This window comes from Deinococcus radiotolerans, from assembly GCF_014647435.1.
Classification (GTDB): Bacteria; Deinococcota; Deinococci; order Deinococcales; family Deinococcaceae; genus Deinococcus; species Deinococcus radiotolerans.
The window spans coordinates 1-19,096 of sequence record NZ_BMPE01000031.1 but is presented as its reverse complement, the minus strand read 5'-3'; the positions used below and the strand labels follow the sequence as shown (position 1 = coordinate 19,096).

24 protein-coding genes and 1 riboswitch are annotated in these 19,096 nt (G+C 63.9%); of the genes, 10 read left to right on the top strand and 14 right to left on the bottom strand.

Features of this window, described 5'->3' with window-relative positions:
- Position 1: 1 nt before the first annotated feature.
- Entirely contained in the window at positions 2 to 559 is a 558-nt protein-coding gene (locus tag IEY63_RS21285) for a recombinase family protein (RefSeq protein ID WP_058979603.1), read from the bottom strand.
- 266 nt (positions 560 to 825) lie between these two features.
- Positions 826 to 893, top strand: a riboswitch (Fluoride riboswitch).
- A gap of 17 nt (positions 894 to 910) precedes the next feature.
- Here IEY63_RS21285 and crcB point away from each other — a divergent pair.
- From crcB to IEY63_RS21270, 3 genes are read left to right on the top strand one after another with little or no spacing between them, the layout of a single operon-like run.
- On the top strand, positions 911 to 1,306 hold the full coding sequence (gene crcB / locus IEY63_RS21280; RefSeq protein ID WP_058979605.1) for a fluoride efflux transporter CrcB: 396 nt from the start codon (positions 911 to 913) through the stop codon (positions 1,304 to 1,306).
- Positions 1,303 to 1,638: a DUF190 domain-containing protein gene (locus tag IEY63_RS21275; protein ID WP_058979606.1), complete on the top strand. Its 336-nt coding sequence runs from the start codon at positions 1,303 to 1,305 to the stop codon at positions 1,636 to 1,638. The genes crcB and IEY63_RS21275 overlap by 4 nt, the downstream gene beginning before the upstream one ends.
- Positions 1,635 to 1,970 (top strand): DUF190 domain-containing protein, encoded by a 336-nt coding sequence (locus tag IEY63_RS21270; RefSeq protein WP_083524287.1) that lies wholly within the window; start codon positions 1,635 to 1,637, stop codon positions 1,968 to 1,970. Before IEY63_RS21275 ends, IEY63_RS21270 begins: the two co-directional genes overlap by 4 nt.
- Positions 1,971 to 2,103: 133 nt before the next feature.
- On the opposite strand, the gene copM is transcribed toward IEY63_RS21270, so the two are convergent.
- The 8 genes from copM to IEY63_RS21235 all read right to left on the bottom strand — a co-directional run bounded on the left by copM (position 2,104) and on the right by IEY63_RS21235 (position 8,453).
- Complete coding sequence (copM, locus tag IEY63_RS21265; RefSeq protein WP_201785777.1) at positions 2,104 to 2,439, bottom strand: CopM family metallochaperone; 336 nt, start codon at positions 2,437 to 2,439, stop codon at positions 2,104 to 2,106.
- A complete protein-coding gene (locus IEY63_RS21260; RefSeq protein WP_058979608.1) occupies positions 2,436 to 3,818 on the bottom strand; it encodes a YncE family protein in 1,383 nt (460 codons plus the stop codon). Before IEY63_RS21260 ends, copM begins: the two co-directional genes overlap by 4 nt.
- A gap of 140 nt (positions 3,819 to 3,958) precedes the next feature.
- Positions 3,959 to 4,681: a hypothetical protein gene (locus IEY63_RS21255; protein ID WP_229784844.1), complete on the bottom strand. Its 723-nt coding sequence runs from the start codon at positions 4,679 to 4,681 to the stop codon at positions 3,959 to 3,961.
- 134 nt (positions 4,682 to 4,815) lie between these two features.
- Positions 4,816 to 5,538 (bottom strand): anti-sigma factor, encoded by a 723-nt coding sequence (locus IEY63_RS21250; protein ID WP_083524288.1) that lies wholly within the window; start codon positions 5,536 to 5,538, stop codon positions 4,816 to 4,818.
- The gene (locus IEY63_RS21245) at positions 5,535 to 6,104 is read right to left on the bottom strand and encodes an RNA polymerase sigma factor (protein WP_058979613.1); all 570 of its coding nucleotides are present in this window, start codon (positions 6,102 to 6,104) and stop codon (positions 5,535 to 5,537) included. The genes IEY63_RS21250 and IEY63_RS21245 overlap by 4 nt, the downstream gene beginning before the upstream one ends.
- Before the next feature lie 111 nt (positions 6,105 to 6,215).
- The gene (locus IEY63_RS21240; RefSeq protein WP_229784843.1) at positions 6,216 to 6,905 is read right to left on the bottom strand and encodes a molybdopterin-dependent oxidoreductase; all 690 of its coding nucleotides are present in this window, start codon (positions 6,903 to 6,905) and stop codon (positions 6,216 to 6,218) included.
- Between the two features lie 21 nt (positions 6,906 to 6,926).
- Positions 6,927 to 7,160 carry a hypothetical protein gene (locus tag IEY63_RS22350; protein ID WP_229778049.1) on the bottom strand — a complete coding sequence of 78 codons (234 nt, stop codon included), beginning with the start codon at positions 7,158 to 7,160 and terminating at the stop codon, positions 6,927 to 6,929.
- Between the two features lie 159 nt (positions 7,161 to 7,319).
- Positions 7,320 to 8,453 carry a TDT family transporter gene (locus IEY63_RS21235; RefSeq protein ID WP_058979615.1) on the bottom strand — a complete coding sequence of 378 codons (1,134 nt, stop codon included), beginning with the start codon at positions 8,451 to 8,453 and terminating at the stop codon, positions 7,320 to 7,322.
- 78 nt (positions 8,454 to 8,531) lie between these two features.
- On the opposite strand from IEY63_RS21235, the gene IEY63_RS21230 reads away from it, so the two are divergent.
- A complete protein-coding gene (locus IEY63_RS21230; RefSeq protein ID WP_058979617.1) occupies positions 8,532 to 9,422 on the top strand; it encodes a LysR family transcriptional regulator in 891 nt (296 codons plus the stop codon).
- 302 nt (positions 9,423 to 9,724) lie between these two features.
- Here IEY63_RS21230 and IEY63_RS21225 read toward each other — a convergent pair whose 3' ends face one another.
- The 4 genes from IEY63_RS21225 to IEY63_RS21210 form a co-directional block, all read right to left on the bottom strand.
- On the bottom strand, positions 9,725 to 9,940 hold the full coding sequence (locus IEY63_RS21225; protein WP_189071000.1) for a hypothetical protein: 216 nt from the start codon (positions 9,938 to 9,940) through the stop codon (positions 9,725 to 9,727).
- A gap of 162 nt (positions 9,941 to 10,102) precedes the next feature.
- Entirely contained in the window at positions 10,103 to 10,936 is an 834-nt protein-coding gene (locus IEY63_RS21220; RefSeq protein ID WP_189070999.1) for a hypothetical protein, read from the bottom strand.
- Complete coding sequence (locus IEY63_RS21215; protein WP_189070998.1) at positions 10,933 to 11,826, bottom strand: ABC transporter ATP-binding protein; 894 nt, start codon at positions 11,824 to 11,826, stop codon at positions 10,933 to 10,935. The genes IEY63_RS21220 and IEY63_RS21215 overlap by 4 nt, the downstream gene beginning before the upstream one ends.
- The gene (locus tag IEY63_RS21210; RefSeq protein WP_189070997.1) at positions 11,823 to 12,257 is read right to left on the bottom strand and encodes a GntR family transcriptional regulator; all 435 of its coding nucleotides are present in this window, start codon (positions 12,255 to 12,257) and stop codon (positions 11,823 to 11,825) included. Before IEY63_RS21210 ends, IEY63_RS21215 begins: the two co-directional genes overlap by 4 nt.
- A 246-nt stretch (positions 12,258 to 12,503) precedes the next feature.
- Here IEY63_RS21210 and IEY63_RS21205 point away from each other — a divergent pair, with 246 nt between their 5' ends.
- The gene (locus tag IEY63_RS21205; protein WP_189070996.1) at positions 12,504 to 13,079 is read left to right on the top strand and encodes a response regulator transcription factor; all 576 of its coding nucleotides are present in this window, start codon (positions 12,504 to 12,506) and stop codon (positions 13,077 to 13,079) included.
- A 271-nt stretch (positions 13,080 to 13,350) separates the two neighbouring features.
- A complete protein-coding gene (locus IEY63_RS21200; RefSeq protein WP_189070995.1) occupies positions 13,351 to 13,569 on the top strand; it encodes a hypothetical protein in 219 nt (72 codons plus the stop codon).
- A gap of 206 nt (positions 13,570 to 13,775) precedes the next feature.
- Here the strand turns inward: IEY63_RS21200 and IEY63_RS21195 are convergent, their stop codons facing one another.
- Positions 13,776 to 15,641, bottom strand: coding sequence for a tetratricopeptide repeat protein (locus tag IEY63_RS21195; RefSeq protein WP_189070994.1), 1,866 nt, complete (start codon positions 15,639 to 15,641; stop codon positions 13,776 to 13,778).
- A 48-nt stretch (positions 15,642 to 15,689) separates the two neighbouring features.
- Between IEY63_RS21195 and IEY63_RS21190 the strand changes: the two genes are divergently transcribed.
- The 4 genes from IEY63_RS21190 (at position 15,690) to IEY63_RS21175 (ending at position 18,886) form a co-directional block, all read left to right on the top strand.
- The gene (locus IEY63_RS21190; RefSeq protein WP_188846818.1) at positions 15,690 to 15,839 is read left to right on the top strand and encodes a hypothetical protein; all 150 of its coding nucleotides are present in this window, start codon (positions 15,690 to 15,692) and stop codon (positions 15,837 to 15,839) included.
- A gap of 28 nt (positions 15,840 to 15,867) precedes the next feature.
- Positions 15,868 to 16,194 (top strand): hypothetical protein, encoded by a 327-nt coding sequence (locus IEY63_RS21185; RefSeq protein ID WP_189070993.1) that lies wholly within the window; start codon positions 15,868 to 15,870, stop codon positions 16,192 to 16,194.
- Positions 16,195 to 17,215: 1,021 nt separating this feature from the next.
- Entirely contained in the window at positions 17,216 to 17,785 is a 570-nt protein-coding gene (locus IEY63_RS21180; RefSeq protein ID WP_189070992.1) for a hypothetical protein, read from the top strand.
- Positions 17,786 to 18,055: 270 nt separating this feature from the next.
- Complete coding sequence (locus tag IEY63_RS21175; RefSeq protein WP_189070991.1) at positions 18,056 to 18,886, top strand: CHAT domain-containing protein; 831 nt, start codon at positions 18,056 to 18,058, stop codon at positions 18,884 to 18,886.
- The last annotated feature ends 210 nt before the right edge of the window (positions 18,887 to 19,096 follow it).

Genomic DNA, 19,096 nt, shown 5'->3' with positions numbered 1-19,096 from the left:
ATCAGGCGGCGCGGCGCAGGAGACGGAGAATGGTACTGGGATGCACCTTGAAGAGCCGCGCACACTGCGCCGCAGTGTGCCGCCCAGAGTTCACCGCGTCACGGATTTCCTGCTCTTGTGTGGAGGTGAGCTTGCGTTTGCGGCCGCCCACCCGGCCTTCCCGCCGGGCCTGCTCCAGTCCGGCCCTGGTGCGCTCGCGGATCATGGCCCGCTCGAACTCGGCGAACGCCCCGACCATCTGCATCATCATCCGGCCTGCTGGTGTCGTGGTGTCAATGGCTTCGGTGAGACTGCGAAAGCCTGCACCAGCAGTTTCGATCTTCTCCATCAGGTGCAGGACATCCTTCAGGCTGCGGCTGAGCCGATCCAGCTTCCAGACGACGACGATATCGCCTGGCCGGAGCTGGGCGAGCAACTTGTGTAATTCAGGTCGATCCCAGCGGCCCCCGGACGCGTGTTCGGTGAATACGCGCTCGACTTCGGCATCTTTCAGGGCGCGGAGTTGGGCGGCGGTGTCCTGATCCTGCTGTTTGCTGACGCGAGCGTACCCAAGCTGCATAGCGCCTCCCCTTGTTGCGTCAGCCTATTGCCAATGAGGAGTATTGTGCAATATGGATGTGCAACGCGGGGAGGCGCAGCTGGTCAGAGGCCGAAACCTATTGCGGAAACGGCCGTTTCTGCAACCTTAGCGTACAGTCAGGACTGATCCGTGTCGTGACCCCACATTGGGCGGGTTGGAGGCTCCTGCAAGATGGGCATACCCGTGGCCGCTATCCGCTGTTTTTCCCGCCAAGGATCGACGACCCCCTGGTCATCTGGTATTTTGAGACTCCAGGCGATGGCATTCGCCTTTCAGAACCGCCCCGTGTCCGGCTGATAATGCCTACCCTTCAGGACGCAGGGGGAAGCTATGCCCATCTGGATAGGAATTGCACTTGGCGGCGCCTGCGGTGCACTGGCGCGTTACGGTCTCAATCTGGTGATCCAGACCCGGCTCGGCCCTACGGCCTGGGCCGCGTTTCCGCTCGGGACGCTGGTGATCAATGTGCTGGGCTGTTTTCTCCTGGGGCTAGTGATTGCCCTGAACGCCCGGGGTCTGGTCAGTGCCGAGTGGCGTCTGGCTTTCGGAACCGGCTTCGTCGGGGCCTTCACGACCTTCAGCACGTTCACCTGGGAAAGTGATCTGCTCCTGCGCAGCGGCGAAAGTCTGCGCGCCTCGCTCTACATCGTCGGCAATCTGGTGTTGGGCTACGTGGCCGTCCTGCTCGGGCGCTGGGTGGCCATCCGGCTCGAAGGTGGATTATGACGTGGCAGGATGCAGAGTTGCTCCGCTGCTACTTGGGCAGCACCGACAAAGTGGGCAGCGAAACGGCTTACGATTGGCTGGTCTCTACAGCACAGCGGGCAGGCCTTCCTGGAGCCACCGTCACCCACGGGAGTATCGGCTATGGCCAGGATGGCCAGATTCACCGCAACCGCGCTTTTCAGTGGGCCCCTGACCTTCCTGTGGTTGTCGAATGCGTCGCCTCCACCACGCAGCTGGAAACGTTCCTGGCCGAGGTGGCCCTGACCTTGCCTGATCTCCTGATCACCCGCCAGGCGGTTCGTCGCCTGATGCGGCGCGGTGAACATCGATGAGTGGGGCTGAACCACTGTGTTTGCTGCGCTGTTATACGCGTGCCGGAGATCAGTTGGAAGGTCGGCCTCTGGCAGATGTCGTCATCGAGACCGCCCGTGCCCTTGACCTGACACTGGCGTTTGCCCAGCACGGAGCAGGCGGATTTGGACGGCGCGGTCAGGTCGCCAACCCCATCCTTCTGGAGATGCGCCCGGCCCAGCAGCCCATCATCGTTCAAATTCTCGGCCAACTGACTCAGTTGGACGCCCTGTTGATCAACCTGCACACCAGGGGTCTCCCTGACCGACTGTGCGTACTTGAACCCTTCGCGGCCTTCGATGTTCAGGGATAGGGCGGTGGGTGTCTCCAAAGCAGGAGACACATGAAGTCGGGATAATTCACCAGTCCATTCAGGAAAGACCGGGAGTGATCCATCGCTCCCGGCCCTCCAGCACATTTCATCTGTACACGACCTGACGTCCAATTCAGGGCTGATTCTGCCCCTGCAGAGCCGCTGTTCTGGACTCCAGAAGTCGGTGCATGTAGTCGATCTCCAGCGCCTGTTCCGTCAGGATTTCCTGGGCCAGTCGCCGCACCTGCGGGTCCTTCCCGTAGAGGAGCTCGGCCTTTGCGGCGTCCACTGCCCCCTGGTGATGCGGAATCATCATGGTCAGGAAATCACGGTCCGGGTTGCCGGAAGGCGTCGCCGCGTGCATACCCGCGTGCATCCGCATCATGGCCGAGTCCATCAGACCCTGGAAGGTATTGCCCGCAGCGAACGCGCCGCCGGTGAGCAGCAGGACAAGGGCGACCCGCCTCACTTGCTCTGCACCAGCACGGTCGCCCCGCCTACTTTGGCCACCACGCTCAGCTGACCGGCACCCTGCGGGGCATTCAGGAGCTGCTTGACTGGCCCGATGGTCTGTGCGGTCACGCCGCCCTGGGCCGTGGTCATCAGGGCGGCGAGGTCCTGCGCCTGCCCCGTTGGCCCGGTCAGGCGCAGCACATACGCCGTATTCGGGGTCAGTCCTGTCGCGACGATCTGCACCAGATCGACCAGGCCCAGGGGATTGACGCTGACGGTGGCCCGGGCTGCGCTCCCGGAAGTCAAGGTCAGGGTCAGTGTGGCTTTCGTGCTGTCCAGGGGCTGTAAGTGAGCTGTGCCCGCACCTGAGCGCACTGCGCCGGGCACATAGACCAGCGCCTGTGGCAACTGCCCGGTGGGAACCTGACCAGTCACCGTGTTGCTGGCTGTGTCGATGATCTGGACCTGGTCTGCCGCTTCCAGTCCTACGTACACCCGTTTCCCGTCCGGCGCGGCCCAGGCACCATGGGGGAGTGCCCCCGTCGGAATGGTCGCCACCAGCCGGGGCGCAGCGTCGCGCGTATATACCTTGACGACGTTCAGGCCGCCCACAGTGACATAGGCGAAGCGGCCCGTGGGTGTATCGGCCAGGGCGACATGGTTGGTGACGGGGCCGCTGTCCAGCGTCGCCGTGATGTCGAAGGGTGGGCGCGCCCGCATGACCTGCGTTTTGCCGCTGTCTTTGAGGGTGAACCAGACCTGATCGCCCTGCGGACTGACCGCCAGATTCGGGCTGAATGGGCTGGCCTGCGGGACCCGCGCCACGACCCGGTACGTGCGCGTGTCGATGACACTCAGTTCCGGGGTGAAACTCGAAGGCACATAGGCGTAAGGCGCTTTCGGATTGAACAGCACCATGCCAGGGCCGTCCGGAACAGGAATACGGCGCGTTTCGGTAAAATGCACGGGATCGACGACGGAGACGTAGTTCTCGCCACGCACGGCCACCCACAGTTCACGTCCGTCCGGGGTGAAGAACGCCTCGTGGGGACTGCGGCCCAGGTAGACCTTGCCGCGCACCGCGTTGGTGGCGGTATCAATCAAAGTCACTGAGTTCGAGCCTATGGAGACGGCAGCCAAGGTCTTTCCGTCGGGTGAGAAGCCGAGGCCGTGAACCAGCAATTCCCCTTTGTACAGTGGTGAGAGTGCGGCGGGCGCCTGTGTGCCCAGCGAAATGACGCCCAACAGTTTGAGGGCGACTGGGTCAATGACCGAGACGGTATTGGAACTCTGGTCAGCGGTGTACACCCGGTCACCCACCGACTGAGCGAAGACGGGGGCCGAAAGGAAGAGTGCAGAACATAGAGTCAGGGTGCGGATGAAGTGGTTTGACATGGAACTCCTCGAGGATCTTTTTTTTCGGCAGGAAAGAGCTCGCCTGGTAGGCGGCCCTGACCACGGAATCTGGTCTGACTCCGCTCTGCCTGCTGACGTTGATCGTTCAGGAACAGGGCGTGAGCCGCTCCTCTCCTTCCTCAGCGACGGACAGCGCTCCAAACGCCCATGAAGCCCTCGCCGAGCGCGTCACCGCGCTTCAGGTCGTTCTTCCAGTTGTATACAGGCAGGCCGTTGTAGGTTACCTGAAGGCTGCCATCCTTGCGCGTCAGCGTGCCAAGCTTGCCGCGCACCGCCACGCCCGCCGTCAGGCCGGTGGCCGGGAACTGCGCCACCAGCAGGGGAGGCCAGTTGGTGGCGCAGGCTCCCTCACAGTTGCTCACTCCGGGCGCGTCCTTGGCGAAGGTATAGAGCGTCAGGCCGGTCGGCCCGGCCAGCACCATGCCCAGATCGTCCACCCGCGACACCTGCACGCTCGGGCCGGCGTTGGCCGCGTGCCAGACGTTCATGAAGCCCTGACCGTTGATGTCACCGGGTTTGGCGTCGCCCTTCCAGCTGTAGAGCGCCGCGCCATCGTAGCTGAGCTGGGTCTGACCATCCTTGCGGGAAATCAGGCTGAACTTGCCGCTCAGTCCGGCGGGCAGGCGCGGAACTTCGCTCAGCAGCAGGGGCGGCCAGTTGGTGGCGCACACGCCTTCGCAGTTGCTCACTCCCGGCGCGTCTTTGGCGAAGGTGTAGAGCGTCAGGCCGGTCGGCCCGGTCAGCAGGGTGCCGAGCCGGGCGTCCCGGCGCAGCGTGACGGGCGCTAGCGCGGTCATCTTCATCTGTATCGCCGGGGCGGTCTGGCCGGAAGCGGTCTGCACGGGAGCAGTCTGGGCCATCACGGGCGTGAGGAGCGCGAGGGTGAACGTGAGGGTCAGAGTGCGGGCGGTCGTCATATGGGTCATGGTGGTGCCTCCACCTTCCCGTATGCCGGGCGTCGCCCGTTTGGATGCATTCAGAGTTCGGGCAGCCGGGTGCGGCCCAGTGGGTGGGTCGGGGCCGGGCTACCCCCGGCGGGTTCGGTGCTCACGCCCACCGAGTCGTACCCGCGCCACGACACCTCCAGCACCGTGCCGCCCGTCAGCCCCAGGCTGGTCGGTACGCCCGCACGCGGCCCGCTCGTCCGCCGTCCCCACGCCTGATACACCTGCCCCGGTGCGGCCTGTCTGTCCAGCACCAGCAGCGCCCGGCCATCCGACCTGACGTACATGGCCCCGTAGGGCACACCGGTCTTCGAGGCGAGCGTGAGACGTCTCGCCCCCTGCTGCCACTGCTGCACGCTGCTTTGAGCGGTCGCCGCAGGCTGGGCCGGACCGAGCTGGAGGTACCCCCCGACCGCCACGATCAGAGCGACGGCTGCAGCCAGAGGCCAGACTGGAAGCCACCTGGAAGGGGCCGAGGGCAGTGACGCCTGTGCGGACAGACGTTCAGGAGACACCACGCCCCGCCGGGCCTGAATCTTCTCCCAGCTCCCTGCTGGCGCTGGGACGCCGGGCAAATCGTTGGCCAGTGAGAACAGGGCGTCACGCAGCCGGCCCACCTCAGCGCGGCAGACAGCGCAGCTCAGCAGGTGGCTCTCCACATTCACGGCCTGTGCCGTATCGAGGCTTCCCAGGACGTATTCAGGCAGCAGGTCGCTTGGATGGTCGCCGCTGGAACGGTCTGGTTGACGGGTCATGGCAGCATCCTTTCTCTGAGTTTCAGCAGGGCGCGGCGCAACCGGCTCTTGACGGTGCCGAGCGGCAGGCCGGTGCGGGTGGTAATCTCAGCGTGGGTGTAGCCACCGAAGAACATCGCTTCCAGCAGGGCCCGGTCAGTGTCCGGTAAGCCGGCCAGGGCGGACTGTACCAGGGCCTCGTCCAGCGAATCACGGGCAGTGGGAGCAGGCACATCGAACGCTCGGTCGTCTTCCCATTCCTGTTGCCGCTGTGGACGGGCGCGCCGGGTCCGCAGCCGTTCCAGACAGAGGTGGTGGGCGATGGTCAGCACGAAGGTTTTGACGGTTCCCCGCGACGGTTCATATACATCGGCCCGGTCCGCGAGCCGAACGAAGGTGTCCTGGAGCGCCTCCTCGGCGTCTTCCGGCGTGCCCAGCATCCGCAGGCAGACGCGGTAGGTGACGCCGGACAGGTCATCGTACAGTTCCCTCAAGGCGTCGTCCTGCCCATGCTGCAGTTGGACGATCAGCCGCTGATGTGCGGTGTCAGATGTAGACGATACCCGAAGTTCGAGTAGGTTCACCATTGGCCCGGGTGATACAGGTCGACGCCAGTTTCGGCGGGGAATGGGCGCAGCATACATACCTTCCTCTATGCGCAGAGTACATGTTCTGGATGCAATGGTAGTTGGCTGGAACTACCAGCCAACTACCCCGTCGGTGGAGACCTCCACCTTCGTGACCGCGCCGCGACCACTCATCGCCAGTCCCTGCACGTTCAGGGGCAATCCTGCCGGGGCCTTGACCGTCTCGTCAGGCGTCACGATGAATGAGCGCACCGGCATGCTGCCCACGGGCCGGAACTTCACAGTCTTGGCCTTCACGGCTTCTGGAGTGGTCGTGCCGCGCAGGTTGTCGGGTTGCAGGTAAGCGGTCGCCATCCAGAAGTTGTCGTCGGGCTTGGTCAGGATCCGGATAAAGCTCAGGGGCTTCATCCAGTACGTCGCGAAGTAGCTGGGCACGACCAGTCGCACCGGAAACCCGTTGACCATCGGCAGCGGCTGGCCGTTCATGGCGTAGGCCACGATGCACTCGTCCAATACAGGGTCGTTCACGTTCAGGCTCTTCTTGTAATCGGCCCCACCGCTGCCGGGTGCGCCCGCACCCTTGTCCAGGCTCTGAAACTGCACCTGCACGCTGCCGGATTTCACGCCCGCTTTCCCCAGCAGGTCACGCAGGCCCATCGCGCCGTTGCCCCACTGCCCGCCTGGACGGCGCGGCTGAAAGCGACTGCGGCTGTTGCACGTGCAATGCATCACGGCGTTCACGCTGACCGCCTCGAAGTCCTGGGTCAGTTGCGCCAGACTGAACGACTGCGGCGTGCCCACGTTGCCCTCGATCTTCAGCCGTTAGGTCTTCAGGTCGATATTGGTCGGAAACAGCGACAAGTTCGAGCGCACAAAGAATGCGGCGGCGGGCGTAAAGGGGCTTTGGAAGTAGACGCGGGGCGTCTCGTACAGCGGGGGGCGGTCCACCAGCCGGATCAGCGGAACCTTCTGTGGCAGGGCGATCAGCGGTCCCAGGCCATTCCAGCCGTCCAGCGGACCAGGGCCACTGAAGATGGGGGCGGTGCCGGTGGTCACAGTCGTCTGCGCCTGAGCGGTGCGGCCAGGGTCAGGGCGGCTCCGGCGCTGCCAAGCAGGCCCAGGGCGGCGCGGCGGGTCATGGGGGTGCGGTCGTCGGACATGGTGGACCTCCGGTGAATGAGGGGACGAGGGGAATCTATAGAAGTCAAAGCAGGCTCAGGGACGGGGCAGCCCGGTTTCACGCGAGAGGGGGGGCACGCCGAACAACTCGCCGCGCCACACGCCGCGCAGGGTGTGCGCCGTGACCAGTCCCCACAGCGCCGTGAGGACCACCACGAACACGTGGCCCAGATGGGTAAAGACGTCCAAATGGGTCAGCGCGCCCAGGCCAAAGGTCGCTGCCGTGTAGACCCCCAGCGGGAAGGTCAGCCCCCACCAGCCCAGGTTGAAGGGCAGCCCCCGGCGCACGAACCGCAGGGTGGTCAGGGTCGCCAGTGCCAGCCACCACGCCCCGAAGCCCCACAGCACCAGCCCGCCCGCCAGTCCCAGCCCGGTCAATACCGGGGCCAGTTCGCCCAGCCCCTGCGCGGCCAGCACGCGCGGCGCGGCCTCGCCCAGTTGCAGCAGGGCCAGGGCACCCGTCGCCAGCGGCCCCAGGGGCAGGAACATGCTCACGGCCAGGTCGGGGGTGGGCAACTTGTGCTGGGCCAGCCGCAGGATCAGCACCGTGATGACCATCAGGGCCAGCGGCACCGACAGCGCGAAAAGCACGTATCCGGCGTAGACCAGCGTGGTCGCGCTGCTGGTGTCCAGGTGCGGCGCGATCAGTCCGGCGCTCGCGGCGGCCACCTCCGAGGCGACGATGGGCAGCAGCCACACGCCGGTCATGCGCTCCAGGGCGTGGTCCTGCCGGGTGAACATCAGGTAGGGCACCAGCAACCCGACCCCCACCGAGAGCAGGGCGTCGAAGGCCCACAGGTCGCGGGCCAGCACAGCCGCGCCCTCGCCCCAGCGCGGGACGCCGAAAGCGATCAGGCCGTTGATGACCGTTGCCAGGCCCATCGGTACGGCGCCCAGGAACATGCTCTGGACCGGGTGGTGCAGCGTAGCCAGGCTGTCTTTCGGGAACAGGGCGATGCGGGCCACTGAGAGGGCCGTGAACAGGACCAGCAGGACCATGTTCAGCACCCACAGACCTTCACCCAGGAGTGCAGTGCCGGGCAGCGGCAGGTGCGGGAGCATCAGGGCCAGGATGCCGGTGCCCATGGTCGCGGCGAACCAGTTGGGCGTGAAGGCCTGCACGACAGTCAAGGCACTGTCCTGGCGGGCAAATAGAGGCGAAGCAGTCATGAATGAAGGATAGATGTCCCGTATTATAAACTCAAATTAGAGTTGATTTTACTGAGGCAAAAAATATATATATCTGGCATGGCCCTGAATCCGGAGCATCTGTTGACGTTCGTGCGGGTGGCGCGGCTGGGCAGTCTGAGCGCTGCCGCCGAGGAACTGAACCTGACTCAGCCCGCCGTGTCCAGCCAGCTCAAGTTGCTGACCCAGGCGGTCGGAGAGCCTATCTTCCGGCGGCACCGGACCGGGGTGACGCTGACCGGGGCGGGCGAGGGCCTGCTGGTGCACGCCCAGGCGCTGGGCCGCGTGATGGACGGCGCTCGCACCTACGTCCATGAGCGTCAGGGCCTGGAAACGGGAACCCTGCGGTTGGCGGCCAGCAGCACGATTGCCGCGTCCCTGTTGCCTGCGGCCCTGGCGTCCTACCATGCCCAGTATCCGGGCGTGGCCTTCGAGATCCGGCAAGGCAATACCCAGGAGGTCATGGGGCTGCTCCAGGCAGGTCAGATCGAAGTGGCACTGATCGAGGGCCCACCAGGCCCTCTGCCTGCGGAGTGGCAGGTCCAGGTCTTCGGACACGACGAGCTGGTGTTGGTGGCCGCCCCTGATCATCCACTGGTGGACTCATTCCCGGCAGATACGGTGCTGCCACTGATCTGGCGGGAACACGGTTCCGGTACCCGGGAGGTGGCGGAGCAGGCGCTGGCGCACACCAGGATGGTCGGCAGCAATCGGCTGGAACTACCTGGCACTGAGGCTGTCAAGGAAGCGGTCATTCAGGGATTGGGGGTTGCGTTGCTGCCGGAACTGCGGGTGCGCCGGGAAGTGCAGTCGGGGGTGCTGGTCCGGCTGCCCCTGGACTTGCCCGAGTTGCGCCGTCCGCTGAGCCGAGTCAGCCTGCCTCTGGACCAGGTTTCCTACGCCACCCGATCCTTTCTGAATGGGTTGGAGACCAGGCTGGGAATGAGATGAACAGCGCGTGGAAGGAATGTGCCGTCACAAACGGATAAAATCACGCTCTGATTTCAATAAACCCCGACTCTCCGTTCCATTACTACCACCGTGCCGGATGCAGTCGGAACACGTCGCGGCCCTGCTCTTGCAGGTGGGTCAGCATCGCGTCCGCGTGGGCGTCGATTTCATTCGTGACGATGACGATGGTCTGGTCGCGCATGGAGTCCTCAGGTGGGGGAAGGTGGGGTGTGGTTGAGGATCGGCTGTCCCGGAAGGGCCGACCGAAGAGAGGGCACGCGCAAACCGCGTGCCCTCAGCACTCAAGCGTTTTCTGTGTCGGTGTCCGCTTGCTTCCCGTCGTAAACGCCACCCGGGTTCGTGTAGTACTTGATTTCGGTCACCGTGCTGGTGTTGCTGGCCGTGGCGTCGGTGTTACCGACCCAGACTTGAGCGCCGGCATCGTAGTGGCCTTCGACGTTGACGATGTTGCCCTGATCAGCGGGTTTACCCATATGAAATGCAAACAGGTTCTTCATGGCGTACCTCGGTGGAATGAGTGACGAAGGAGTGATTGCCGCACGTGCCACAGGGCCCTGTACGGCAAATCTACGCATCGTATTAATACATTGCAACAAGCTACGGTCACGCCCAGATATGACTTATGGCACCTTGACAGCGCAGGACGTCACGCCGCCCCGTCACCTCACGCGAGTGCGGGCGAACAGCAAAGCCATCAGGACCCCGAGCGCGAGGAGTCCAGCACTTGTCCCCGCCAGGAGCGGCATGTCCGCTTCAACGCGGGTGGGCAGATGGCCCGCAATAAAGGCCTGAACGACGTGCAGCGGGATCGCTTCCTTCTGCGACAGCGGGCCAAATTGCTCAGGCGTATACACCAGCGTCACCTTCCGCAGGAAAGGATCGATCGACGAGCCCAGGACGGCAAGACTGGCGGCGATGGAAGCCAGCGCGGCCACTGCGGGCGGCGTCAGCTGGACCAGGAGTGCCGCGAGCACAAACACCCCGACGCCCCGGAGCCAGACGAGGGCCGTACCAATCCAGAACTCTGAACGCATCACCTCGCTGCTGGACCACCACGTGAAGTCAAGCGCCCCCCGAGTGCTCGCCAGAAACGCACCCAGCAGCACCACCGTGGTGATGGCCGCGAGCCCTGACACCAGCCGCACGCCCAGAATCCGTCCAGTGGCGAGTGGCTGAAGGCGCAGGAACCCCATGCCACTGTTGAACCGGCTTCCGAACCACGCGCCCACCAACGTGGCCACCAGCGGCGCCCACCAATCGAACCAGCGACCGGCAAACAGGAGGCCCACCTTACACGTCGATTCCTGGTCCGCCAGCAAGCCGGCGTAGACCGTGCATACCGTTCCGGTCGCCCACGGACCAAGTTCATGCACGGCGGCAAATGGCGGGAGGCCCTGCAGGACTCGCGCCGCGTAGCCGAGCCCGATGATCAGGGAAAGCGCGCCCAGGAGGAGGAGGGGCAGCCGGACGTGCCGCCATTCAAGCCAGCTCACGCCACACCACCAAGCAGCTCCGCGTAAGCATCTGCGAGCGGACGTGGCTTCACCTGAACGTCCACCGGTCGCAAGCTGGCCAGCGCGGTCAGGAGCGCTTCACGACCGCCCTGGACATGCACGGTCAACGTGCGGCCCTGCACCTCAAAGCCCTGCACGCCCGGCAGGGCGCGCAGATTCTGAATAGTACCGGCTGGAACAACGCCGGGCAAAATAGCCTGCACGATGGCATGCTGGGTGCGCAGTTCATCCAAATCCGCTTCAAGAATGATCCGCCCATCCTTCAGGAAAGCGGCGCGATCAGCGAGACCTTCCACTTCGTGCAGCACGTGCGAACTGAGCAGGACGCTGTTGCCCTCCGAGGCATACGCGACGAGCAGCTGCGCAAACAGGATGCGGTGATCCGGGTCAAGTCCGTTGGTGGGCTCATCCAGCAGCATGACCTCCGTGCCGCTCCCAAGCGCATACGCCAGGGCCAGACCCATGCGCTGACCGGTGCTCAGCCGGCCCGCACGCTGATCCAGCGGCACGTGTAATTCGGCCGCTGTCTCCAGGGCGCGCTCCATACTCCAACGCGGGTAGACGCGGCGGCCGAACGAGAAATGCGTACGCGCGGTTTCCTGCACCATTACGGCGCCAGCGGTGGGCACATACGTCGCGCGCTGGCGCACCTGTGGGCCCTTCGCGTTGGGCGGAAGGTCCAGAATGCGGACCTGGCCCCCCTGACGTGGATGTAGACCCAGCACACTGCGCATCAAGGTCGACTTCCCGCTGCCGTTTTGACCGAGCAGTGCGGTAATCGACCCCCGGGTCACACTCAGGTCAGCGCCTCGGAGCACCGCGCGTCGCCCCTGCCGGGCCAACAAGCCTTCAACTTGGAGTGCGTTCATAAGGCCTCCATCCGCTTGGACGCGGTGAACTGCTGGCAGAGCTCATCAATGTCCTGCATGGTCATTCCACTCACGAGCATGCGGTGCAGGACATCGTGCAACTCCTCTGTGAGGACCTGCCTGCTGGCCTCATCGATGAAGTGGGTGGCGGCGAGCGCGCAGACTGTCGTGCCGGCCCCGGCCCGACTTTCAATTAAGCCCTGCCGCTGCAGTTCGGCGTACGCGCGCGTGACGGTGTTTGGCGCCAGTCTCAGGGTGCTGGCCAAGCGCCGGACTGTAGGAAGGGCGTCGCCGCTGCGGAGGGTGCCGCGCTGGATCGCGCGGGTAAAGGCCTGCGTCAGCTGGACGTAGATGGGAATGCCGCTGTGTGGGTTGATCTGCGGCGTGATCCAATCCAGCACCCCCCGTTCATCCGTCGAGTCTTGTGTCATGTTGCTAATACATTGGTACAAATAACGGGCAGAGTCAAGAGCCTGCACGACGAACGCCTGGGACTCAACATCAGCACGGCCGACGCCGTACAGAACGCCAAGCTCTCCATCATTCCACTCGCGCGTGGTCAGCTTCCATCTCCCCCGGTCACATGAGCGAAATGACGTCCGACGGGTCGGCTAGATTGCCCCTGTGGATGGCATCTGCACAATCCTCAAGGGTATCTCTGCCCCACCCCTGGCCCTATGACGGACCAGGCGATTCGATTTGGCCCACTCGGGCAGCCCTATCAACTGATCTGCGGCGTACCAGCCTACGCCTCTGCGTCCGATCTGACAGCGACCCTCCGGCGGTACGGCTGGGTCACCACCGACAATGCCCGAATTGCCTTGATTATGGACGCGCCATGGGGCAACGCCTTGCAGCAGCTCCGCTCCAACCTCAGCCTCACCACCGTCGTCGTCACCAACAGCCCCTGCCCGGAATACTGGGAGGATCTCTGGGGTCTGCAACCCGCGGCCCTGCTGGCCGGTAGCTGCACCGTTGCCGACGTGGCCGGCGCCCTCAAGCGAGCGGCAGCGGGCGAATCCTTCCGTCAGACCCCCCGGCATGACAGCCTCCTCACCTCTTCAGAGCGAAAACTGCTTCAACTCACCGCCATGGGCCTGGAGAACAAACGCATCGCCCGTGAGCTTCACATCACAGAAGGCACCGTCAAAAACGGTCTGGGACGCATCTATATCAAGCTCGGGCTGGCCAACCGCACGCAACTGGCCCTCTACTACTGGGGATTATGGACGGTTGCTGAGTGCATGCCTTGATGCGTTTCTGCGAACAGGGAGGGTAGCGTGTCCATCCACTGTGGGATTCTGGCAACCTACTGCCAGGACGCTCAAGCATTCTGGCAGCAGGTAGCCCCTCCGGCCACCGATTTCACTTGAGTGGCATCGACTACGCTCTGTAACTCTGTTCCAACTTCCTACAGAGCGGGGGATTCAAGACGTTGCCGCGCGTCCACTGCGCTCCCATCGAACTGGGCCGCGGGCAGCGCCAGCCCTGCTTCCAGCAGTACAGTGACCGTAGGAAGGTGATATGAGCCGATCGAAGCGGACGCCTGTGCCCACGTACCACAATCACATTCCCGAAGAACTGGCCACGCTCGACCAACTGGACGCCGACGACCTGCAAGCTGGGACCCCCCTGCCCGTCGCGTTGGTGGAACTGGTCAGCCCGAACCTCACGCGCCTGACCGGCCTGTACGAACGTGCGCTGGCGCAACCGAAGCGGGCACGCATCAAAGAACCTTCCTAAGATGGGCCGCCCTTACTCCCCATAAGTTGTGAATCGTGAGCCGACTCCTGGATCCACGCTGTTTCGCGTATCGCCCAGTGCCTCGAGATCCCTTCTGGAGGACTGAACCAGAGAGTTGGCTGTCGGCTGATCATGCGCCCCGACACCGTCGTGCGCCAGGTACGGGTCAGGAATGCCCAGCCTGGCCACTTCAGACCATCCACCCGTCATACGTCCAGTCCGGCCTGTCTGGCCTGTACTTCAGCGGTCTGGCGTTTTAGTGGATCACGCAAGCTCCGGGCGGCCGCGACGCGTTCCGCGTGCACAGCCAGGTCGTCTGGGTGGGCTGAGAGGTAGGTGCTGCAGAGCTGCTCGGCCTCTGGGTGCGCCTGTCGCCGCCGCGTCGTGGCCGCCTCGGCCATCACGTACGCGCTGACCTTTGCCTGCAGGTGCTCGCGTTGTTCGGCCGCCCAGTCGCTCGGGTGGTCCGGGAGGAACGGGCCCTGGCACGTGGCCAGGACCAGGGGCGTTCGCCCGGACTGAAGGGCGCCTTCTAGGACGTCGGCGTCCACGGTGACTGCCAGGTGCGGCGCGAGCCTGTACTGCTGCTCGTGGTACGGCCCGGACCGCAGGAGCGTCCCTGCGCCGAGGCTGCGGCGCACCTCCAGAAGGTGGGCTTTGACAGCGGCGGTGGCCGCGGTGGGCGCCTTGTCCGGGTAGAGGAGGCGTTCGAGATCCGACCGCGTCAACCCGGGCTTCTGCGCCAGCAGGACCAGCAGCGCCGTGGTGTCCGAACTGACTGGCAGCGTCTCGCCTTCCAGCCTCACGGCTGGCCGGCCCAGCGTGATGAGTTCCAAGTGGAGCGTGTCGGCCTGCAGGGCCCCGGCGCGCAATGGTCCCCGACCAGGCCGGAGCGGCGCGGCCAGCGCGGCCAGGTACGGATCCAGCAGGCCGGCGTACAGCACCTCCGCGCAATCAGCCAGGTCAGCGTGCAGCGCGGCCGTCAGGTCCAGCCGGAGCAGCCGGTCCGCGGCCTCTTCAAGCACTTGCAGTGCTTCGGGCTGCGCGTCGGCGTACAGGGCGGACGCCAGGTGCAGCTGGGCGCGGGCGGCCAGCAGCGCCCGCCGCTCATCGGTAGCCTGCCGCAGGGCCCCTTCGAAGGCAGGGCGGGCTTTGGACCACAGGCCCTGCCGGGCGGCAATGAGCCCCTGAACGAAGCACACGTGGGCGGACGGCTGGTCCACCTGCGGCACCTGACGCAGCTGGGCATGCGCTTCACTCAGGCGGCCCTGCCGCGCGTGGTGTTCGGCCAGGTGGGCGTGCACCCACGCACGGGCCTCATAACCTTGCAGGCCTACCGTGAGCGTGAGCATGTCCTGGAGGACGGCTGCACTCTGCCGGGCGTGCCCTTCACGGGCATGCAGTTGGGCGAGGCAGGCCATCACCGGCAACCGGGCGTGTTCCGAAGGGGTAGCCCGCAGCAGCGCCGAGGCTTCCAGCATGACCTCGTCGCGGCTGGCCTCGTCACCCCCAGCGAGCAGGAGGTCCAACCACCCAGCCAGCGCGGTCAGGCGCGGCAGGGGATTGGGCTCGGCCGGCAGGGTGGGCAGCAGCGAACGGTAGAGCCGGGCGGCGCGGTCCGTGTGTCCGGAGCGGACCAGCATCCGCGCCAGGGACACGCTGGTGCGCGCCGCCCCGTCCTCATCCCCCAATGCCAGGTACGCGCGGGCGGCGCGCTCCACGCTGTCGATACCGTCCTCCACGTGCCCGGCTTGAAAGGCCGTGACGCCCATCCAGCGGCGCCACCGGGCGTGCAGTTCCGTACCGGGTTCCGGTTCGTGGGCGACAAAGTGCCGGTTCGCGTCCGCGAAGCGCCCCTGTGCGCGGAGGAGATTGCCGTACTCGACGGCGGCTTCCGCGTCCCCCAGCGCAAGCGCCCGCTGAAGTACCGGTTCTGCGTCGTGCAGCTGACCGAGGCGCAGGTGGCTGATCCCCAGCAGCGCCCAGGCCCGCGGTGAGAGCGGCCGGATGCCGGCCAGATCGGAGATGACCTGGGGGTATCGGCCCTGCGAAAAATCATGTTCTGCCTGCACCAGGACAGCATTTCCGATGCGTGTCCGATCCGTCAATAGCGTTCCGGCGTGACGACCCGAACCCTTTCCCTGCGCCTGGTCCTGGTGCTGCTGAGCGCGCTGCTCAGCGTCGCCCGGGCCGAGACCCTCACCACGCCGACACCACCAGCCGTGGCCACTCCGGACGCCGGTGGAATTGACGACTACGGCCTGGAGTAACGCCCCTCACAACCTCAGGAGACCTCACGTGACACAAGCAACCATTGACCTGATCCGGAACGCCATTCGCGCCAAACAGCCCATCGAGGCCACGTACGACGGGTACCACCGGGTGCTGTGCCCGCACGTGATCGGATACAAGAACGGAACCGTGAACCTGCTCGCGTACCAGTCGGGGGGTAACAGTAGCCGTGGGGCCGTCCCCACCGGTTCTGGCCACACGAGCAACTGGCGGTGCATGCGGGTTGATGCCCTGCAGGGCGTGACCTCGTCCTCCGGGGCGTGGGCGACCGCGGACAACCATTCGCAGCGGAGTTCCTGCGTGGATCAGATTCTGGAACAGGTGTCGTTTTAACGGCGTTCCGAACGTCATGTCCGTTGTGTTCAGTGGGAGGCCCCGCGTCAGCACGTCTCGACCCGGGTGCCAGGGAGGATCAGATGGCCTCGTACAAATATGGCAATTATTTCGACAAGAGTGAGGGAGCGGAGTTTGATCAGGAACACCGCCCAGGCGGCGTCACGTCACACTCCGGCATCTACAGGTGCATGGGCTGTGGGAAGGAGGTCACGTCAGAGGGCGGCAATCCTTTGCCGCCACAGAATCACCACCAGCACACGGCGGCGCAGGGCCAGATCCGTTGGCGCATGATCGCCAAAGCCCACCACTAAGATTGAACTGACGGACCAGGACGGTCAGGGCGCCTTTCTTGGGCGCCTTGATTTCTATCCAGAGATGGGAAAACTCAGCCATAGACGTCGATCCCTGATGCTCGGGCCTCTAGAGGCGCCTGGCACCGGGGGAGTCGAGCCGGGTGAATTCTTCCTCTTCAACAGCAGGCTGGCCGCATGAGAGGAGCACAGGTGATGGACGCGAAACGTTGGTCGGACGGACGACCTCATTCTGGTCTTCACGCGAGAAGGCGGGCCAAGTAGGTATGTACGTTCAGCGCGGTAGGGATCAGGCAAAAAATCGGGGTGTCCCCTTACCCTCCAGGGACTACCTCGTCAATTTCCTGTGTCAACACACGAATATTGGCCTCTGTACTGGCTTCGCAGCCGGGAAGAGTCTGGCCAGAATTATTTCGGCTCACCATGATGTATTCCCGCGAACGCTTTGGATCAGCAAGCACACTGCTTACATCCTCTGTAACGCCAACCAGGAGGCGAGCGTTCCTGTTCAGTGGGGCGTTTTACCACGTGTCAAGGCCATTCCCTACCACTGGACCGCTCATGGGATCGTCCTTGTTGGCCAGGACAGGGTCCTGCAGCGACCGGATCGCCCGAATCTATCGTGGTCAAACCGCGATATTGAGGACCCATCCGCACAAGAAAACGCGGAACGCTTGAGGCGTCCTACGCCTGCAGAAGCCCAGCAGTTGATCGACGAATTCGGCATCCCCGTTGTCGCTGATTTCGTGGCCGACACTATCTATGCTCAGCACAGGAAGCAGGGCGCTTCTTCATGGACGGATGTGGACGTCATGGTCAACCTACCGACCGCACTCCTTGTGCTTGAATTAAAGCAGTCACACACAAGGCGCAGCAACCTGCAGGTCCCTCGAGAACAGTTTCAGCATATTTCCCGAATCAAGTCATGGATGAGCAGCTCGTACCGGCCTGTGCACGCCGCCTACATCTGGCAGCTTCGAGAACACGGCACATACACATTCGGCCTGGGGATGCCGTCACAGTTTAATGAGTCCAGACTTGTTTCGGCTCGAGTGGCAGGCCACTTCAGTCGAATGGGACGCGAGGTGTGGGACGAAGCCACATATGAAGACGGCAGTCCGAACATGGTCATCCCGCTCGGCTTCACCGAACAGCATGGCAGAGCGAAAAACCTCACCGCGGAAGACATCCTCTATCAGCCCGTCCTGACCGGCCATGATCAGGCCGAGGGCCACCTTCTTGACCGTTCATCATCAATCTACGACGAAGAATTCTGAGTGGCTTCCAGCAGCGGAGGCCACCGCACACGAGGTTCAGGTATGTCTATCTCCAGTTACAGATCGAGTGTCGAGCGGCTCCAGCGAGAGATCGCCGAATTGAGACGCCAAAGGGACAATGAGTACGCTCAGCAACTCCGGTACCAGAAAGACGCGCACAGCGTCATGTCACGCCTGAGCAGTTCATCCAACATCAGCGCCTCTTCTCTCCAGTCCTACCTGAGGGACCTGCAGAACAAACAAAACTCGGCGCATCAGCATGAGAAGAGGGTGACGGATTTTGAACGGCGGATTGCCGATAAGGGCGCGGAACTCAACCGCAACCTCGGGTACCTGGAGCGGGAGCTGGACAACCAGCGCCATCAACAGGAACAGGCCGACAAACGCCGACGTGATGACGAGAAGCGGCATCAGCAGGCCATCTCGAGGGAACTCGATAAACAACTGCAGGCGCACCGAGAAATGTCGCGCAGCAAGTTCTCCATTGACCTGACGACACTCCCCGACAAGATCACCGTCCTCTTTCTGGGCAGCAATCCTCTGGATCAGAGCGCCCTCCAACTTGATGAAGAAGCCCGAGCCATTGACCGGATGGTAAGACAGGCAGAGCACCGGGACGCCATTAACTTCAAGACCTGGTGGGCTACGCGCCCACAGGATCTTCTGCAGGCCATCAACGAGAACAACCCCACCATTGTTCACTTCAGTGGACACGGCGATGAACATGGCAATCTCGTGTTTCAAGGGCATCAAGGCGAAAGCCGACTGGTGACCCCGGAGGCCATTTCCGCCAGTCTCGCGACGGTCTCTGAATCGGTCGATCTGGTCTTCTTCAACGCCTGCTTTTCAGAAACGCAGGCCTCGCTCATTACGAACCACATTAAGGCCGCAATCGGCATGAGTGACGCCGTGGACGATGACGTCGCGCGCGTCTTTGCCGCGCAGTTCTACAGTTCTGTCGGTTTCGGTCGGTCGTTACAAACGGCCTTTGAGCAGGCGAGAGCGGCACTGCTCCTTGAAGGAATTGGGCAAGATGAGTTGCCTGTGCTGATGACCGCCACAGAGATTGACCCTGCTCAGATCTATTTCGTCACCGCTTAGCCCAGTGCATGCACGGTAGGTATCGGGCATGTCCTGACCTTAGAGGCACGGCTCAATACCTGAGCGGTAAATCCTTCCACGTCTCACCCAACTTAAGAGCCTGAGGACAGAACGGAGGCACGATGATGCGTCGTGGCAGACTTGGCCTATGCCCCGTCAGAAGGTCAGCCCTGCGTTGTCCGTCTCCGCTCTCCCGCTCGAAGGCCCGGA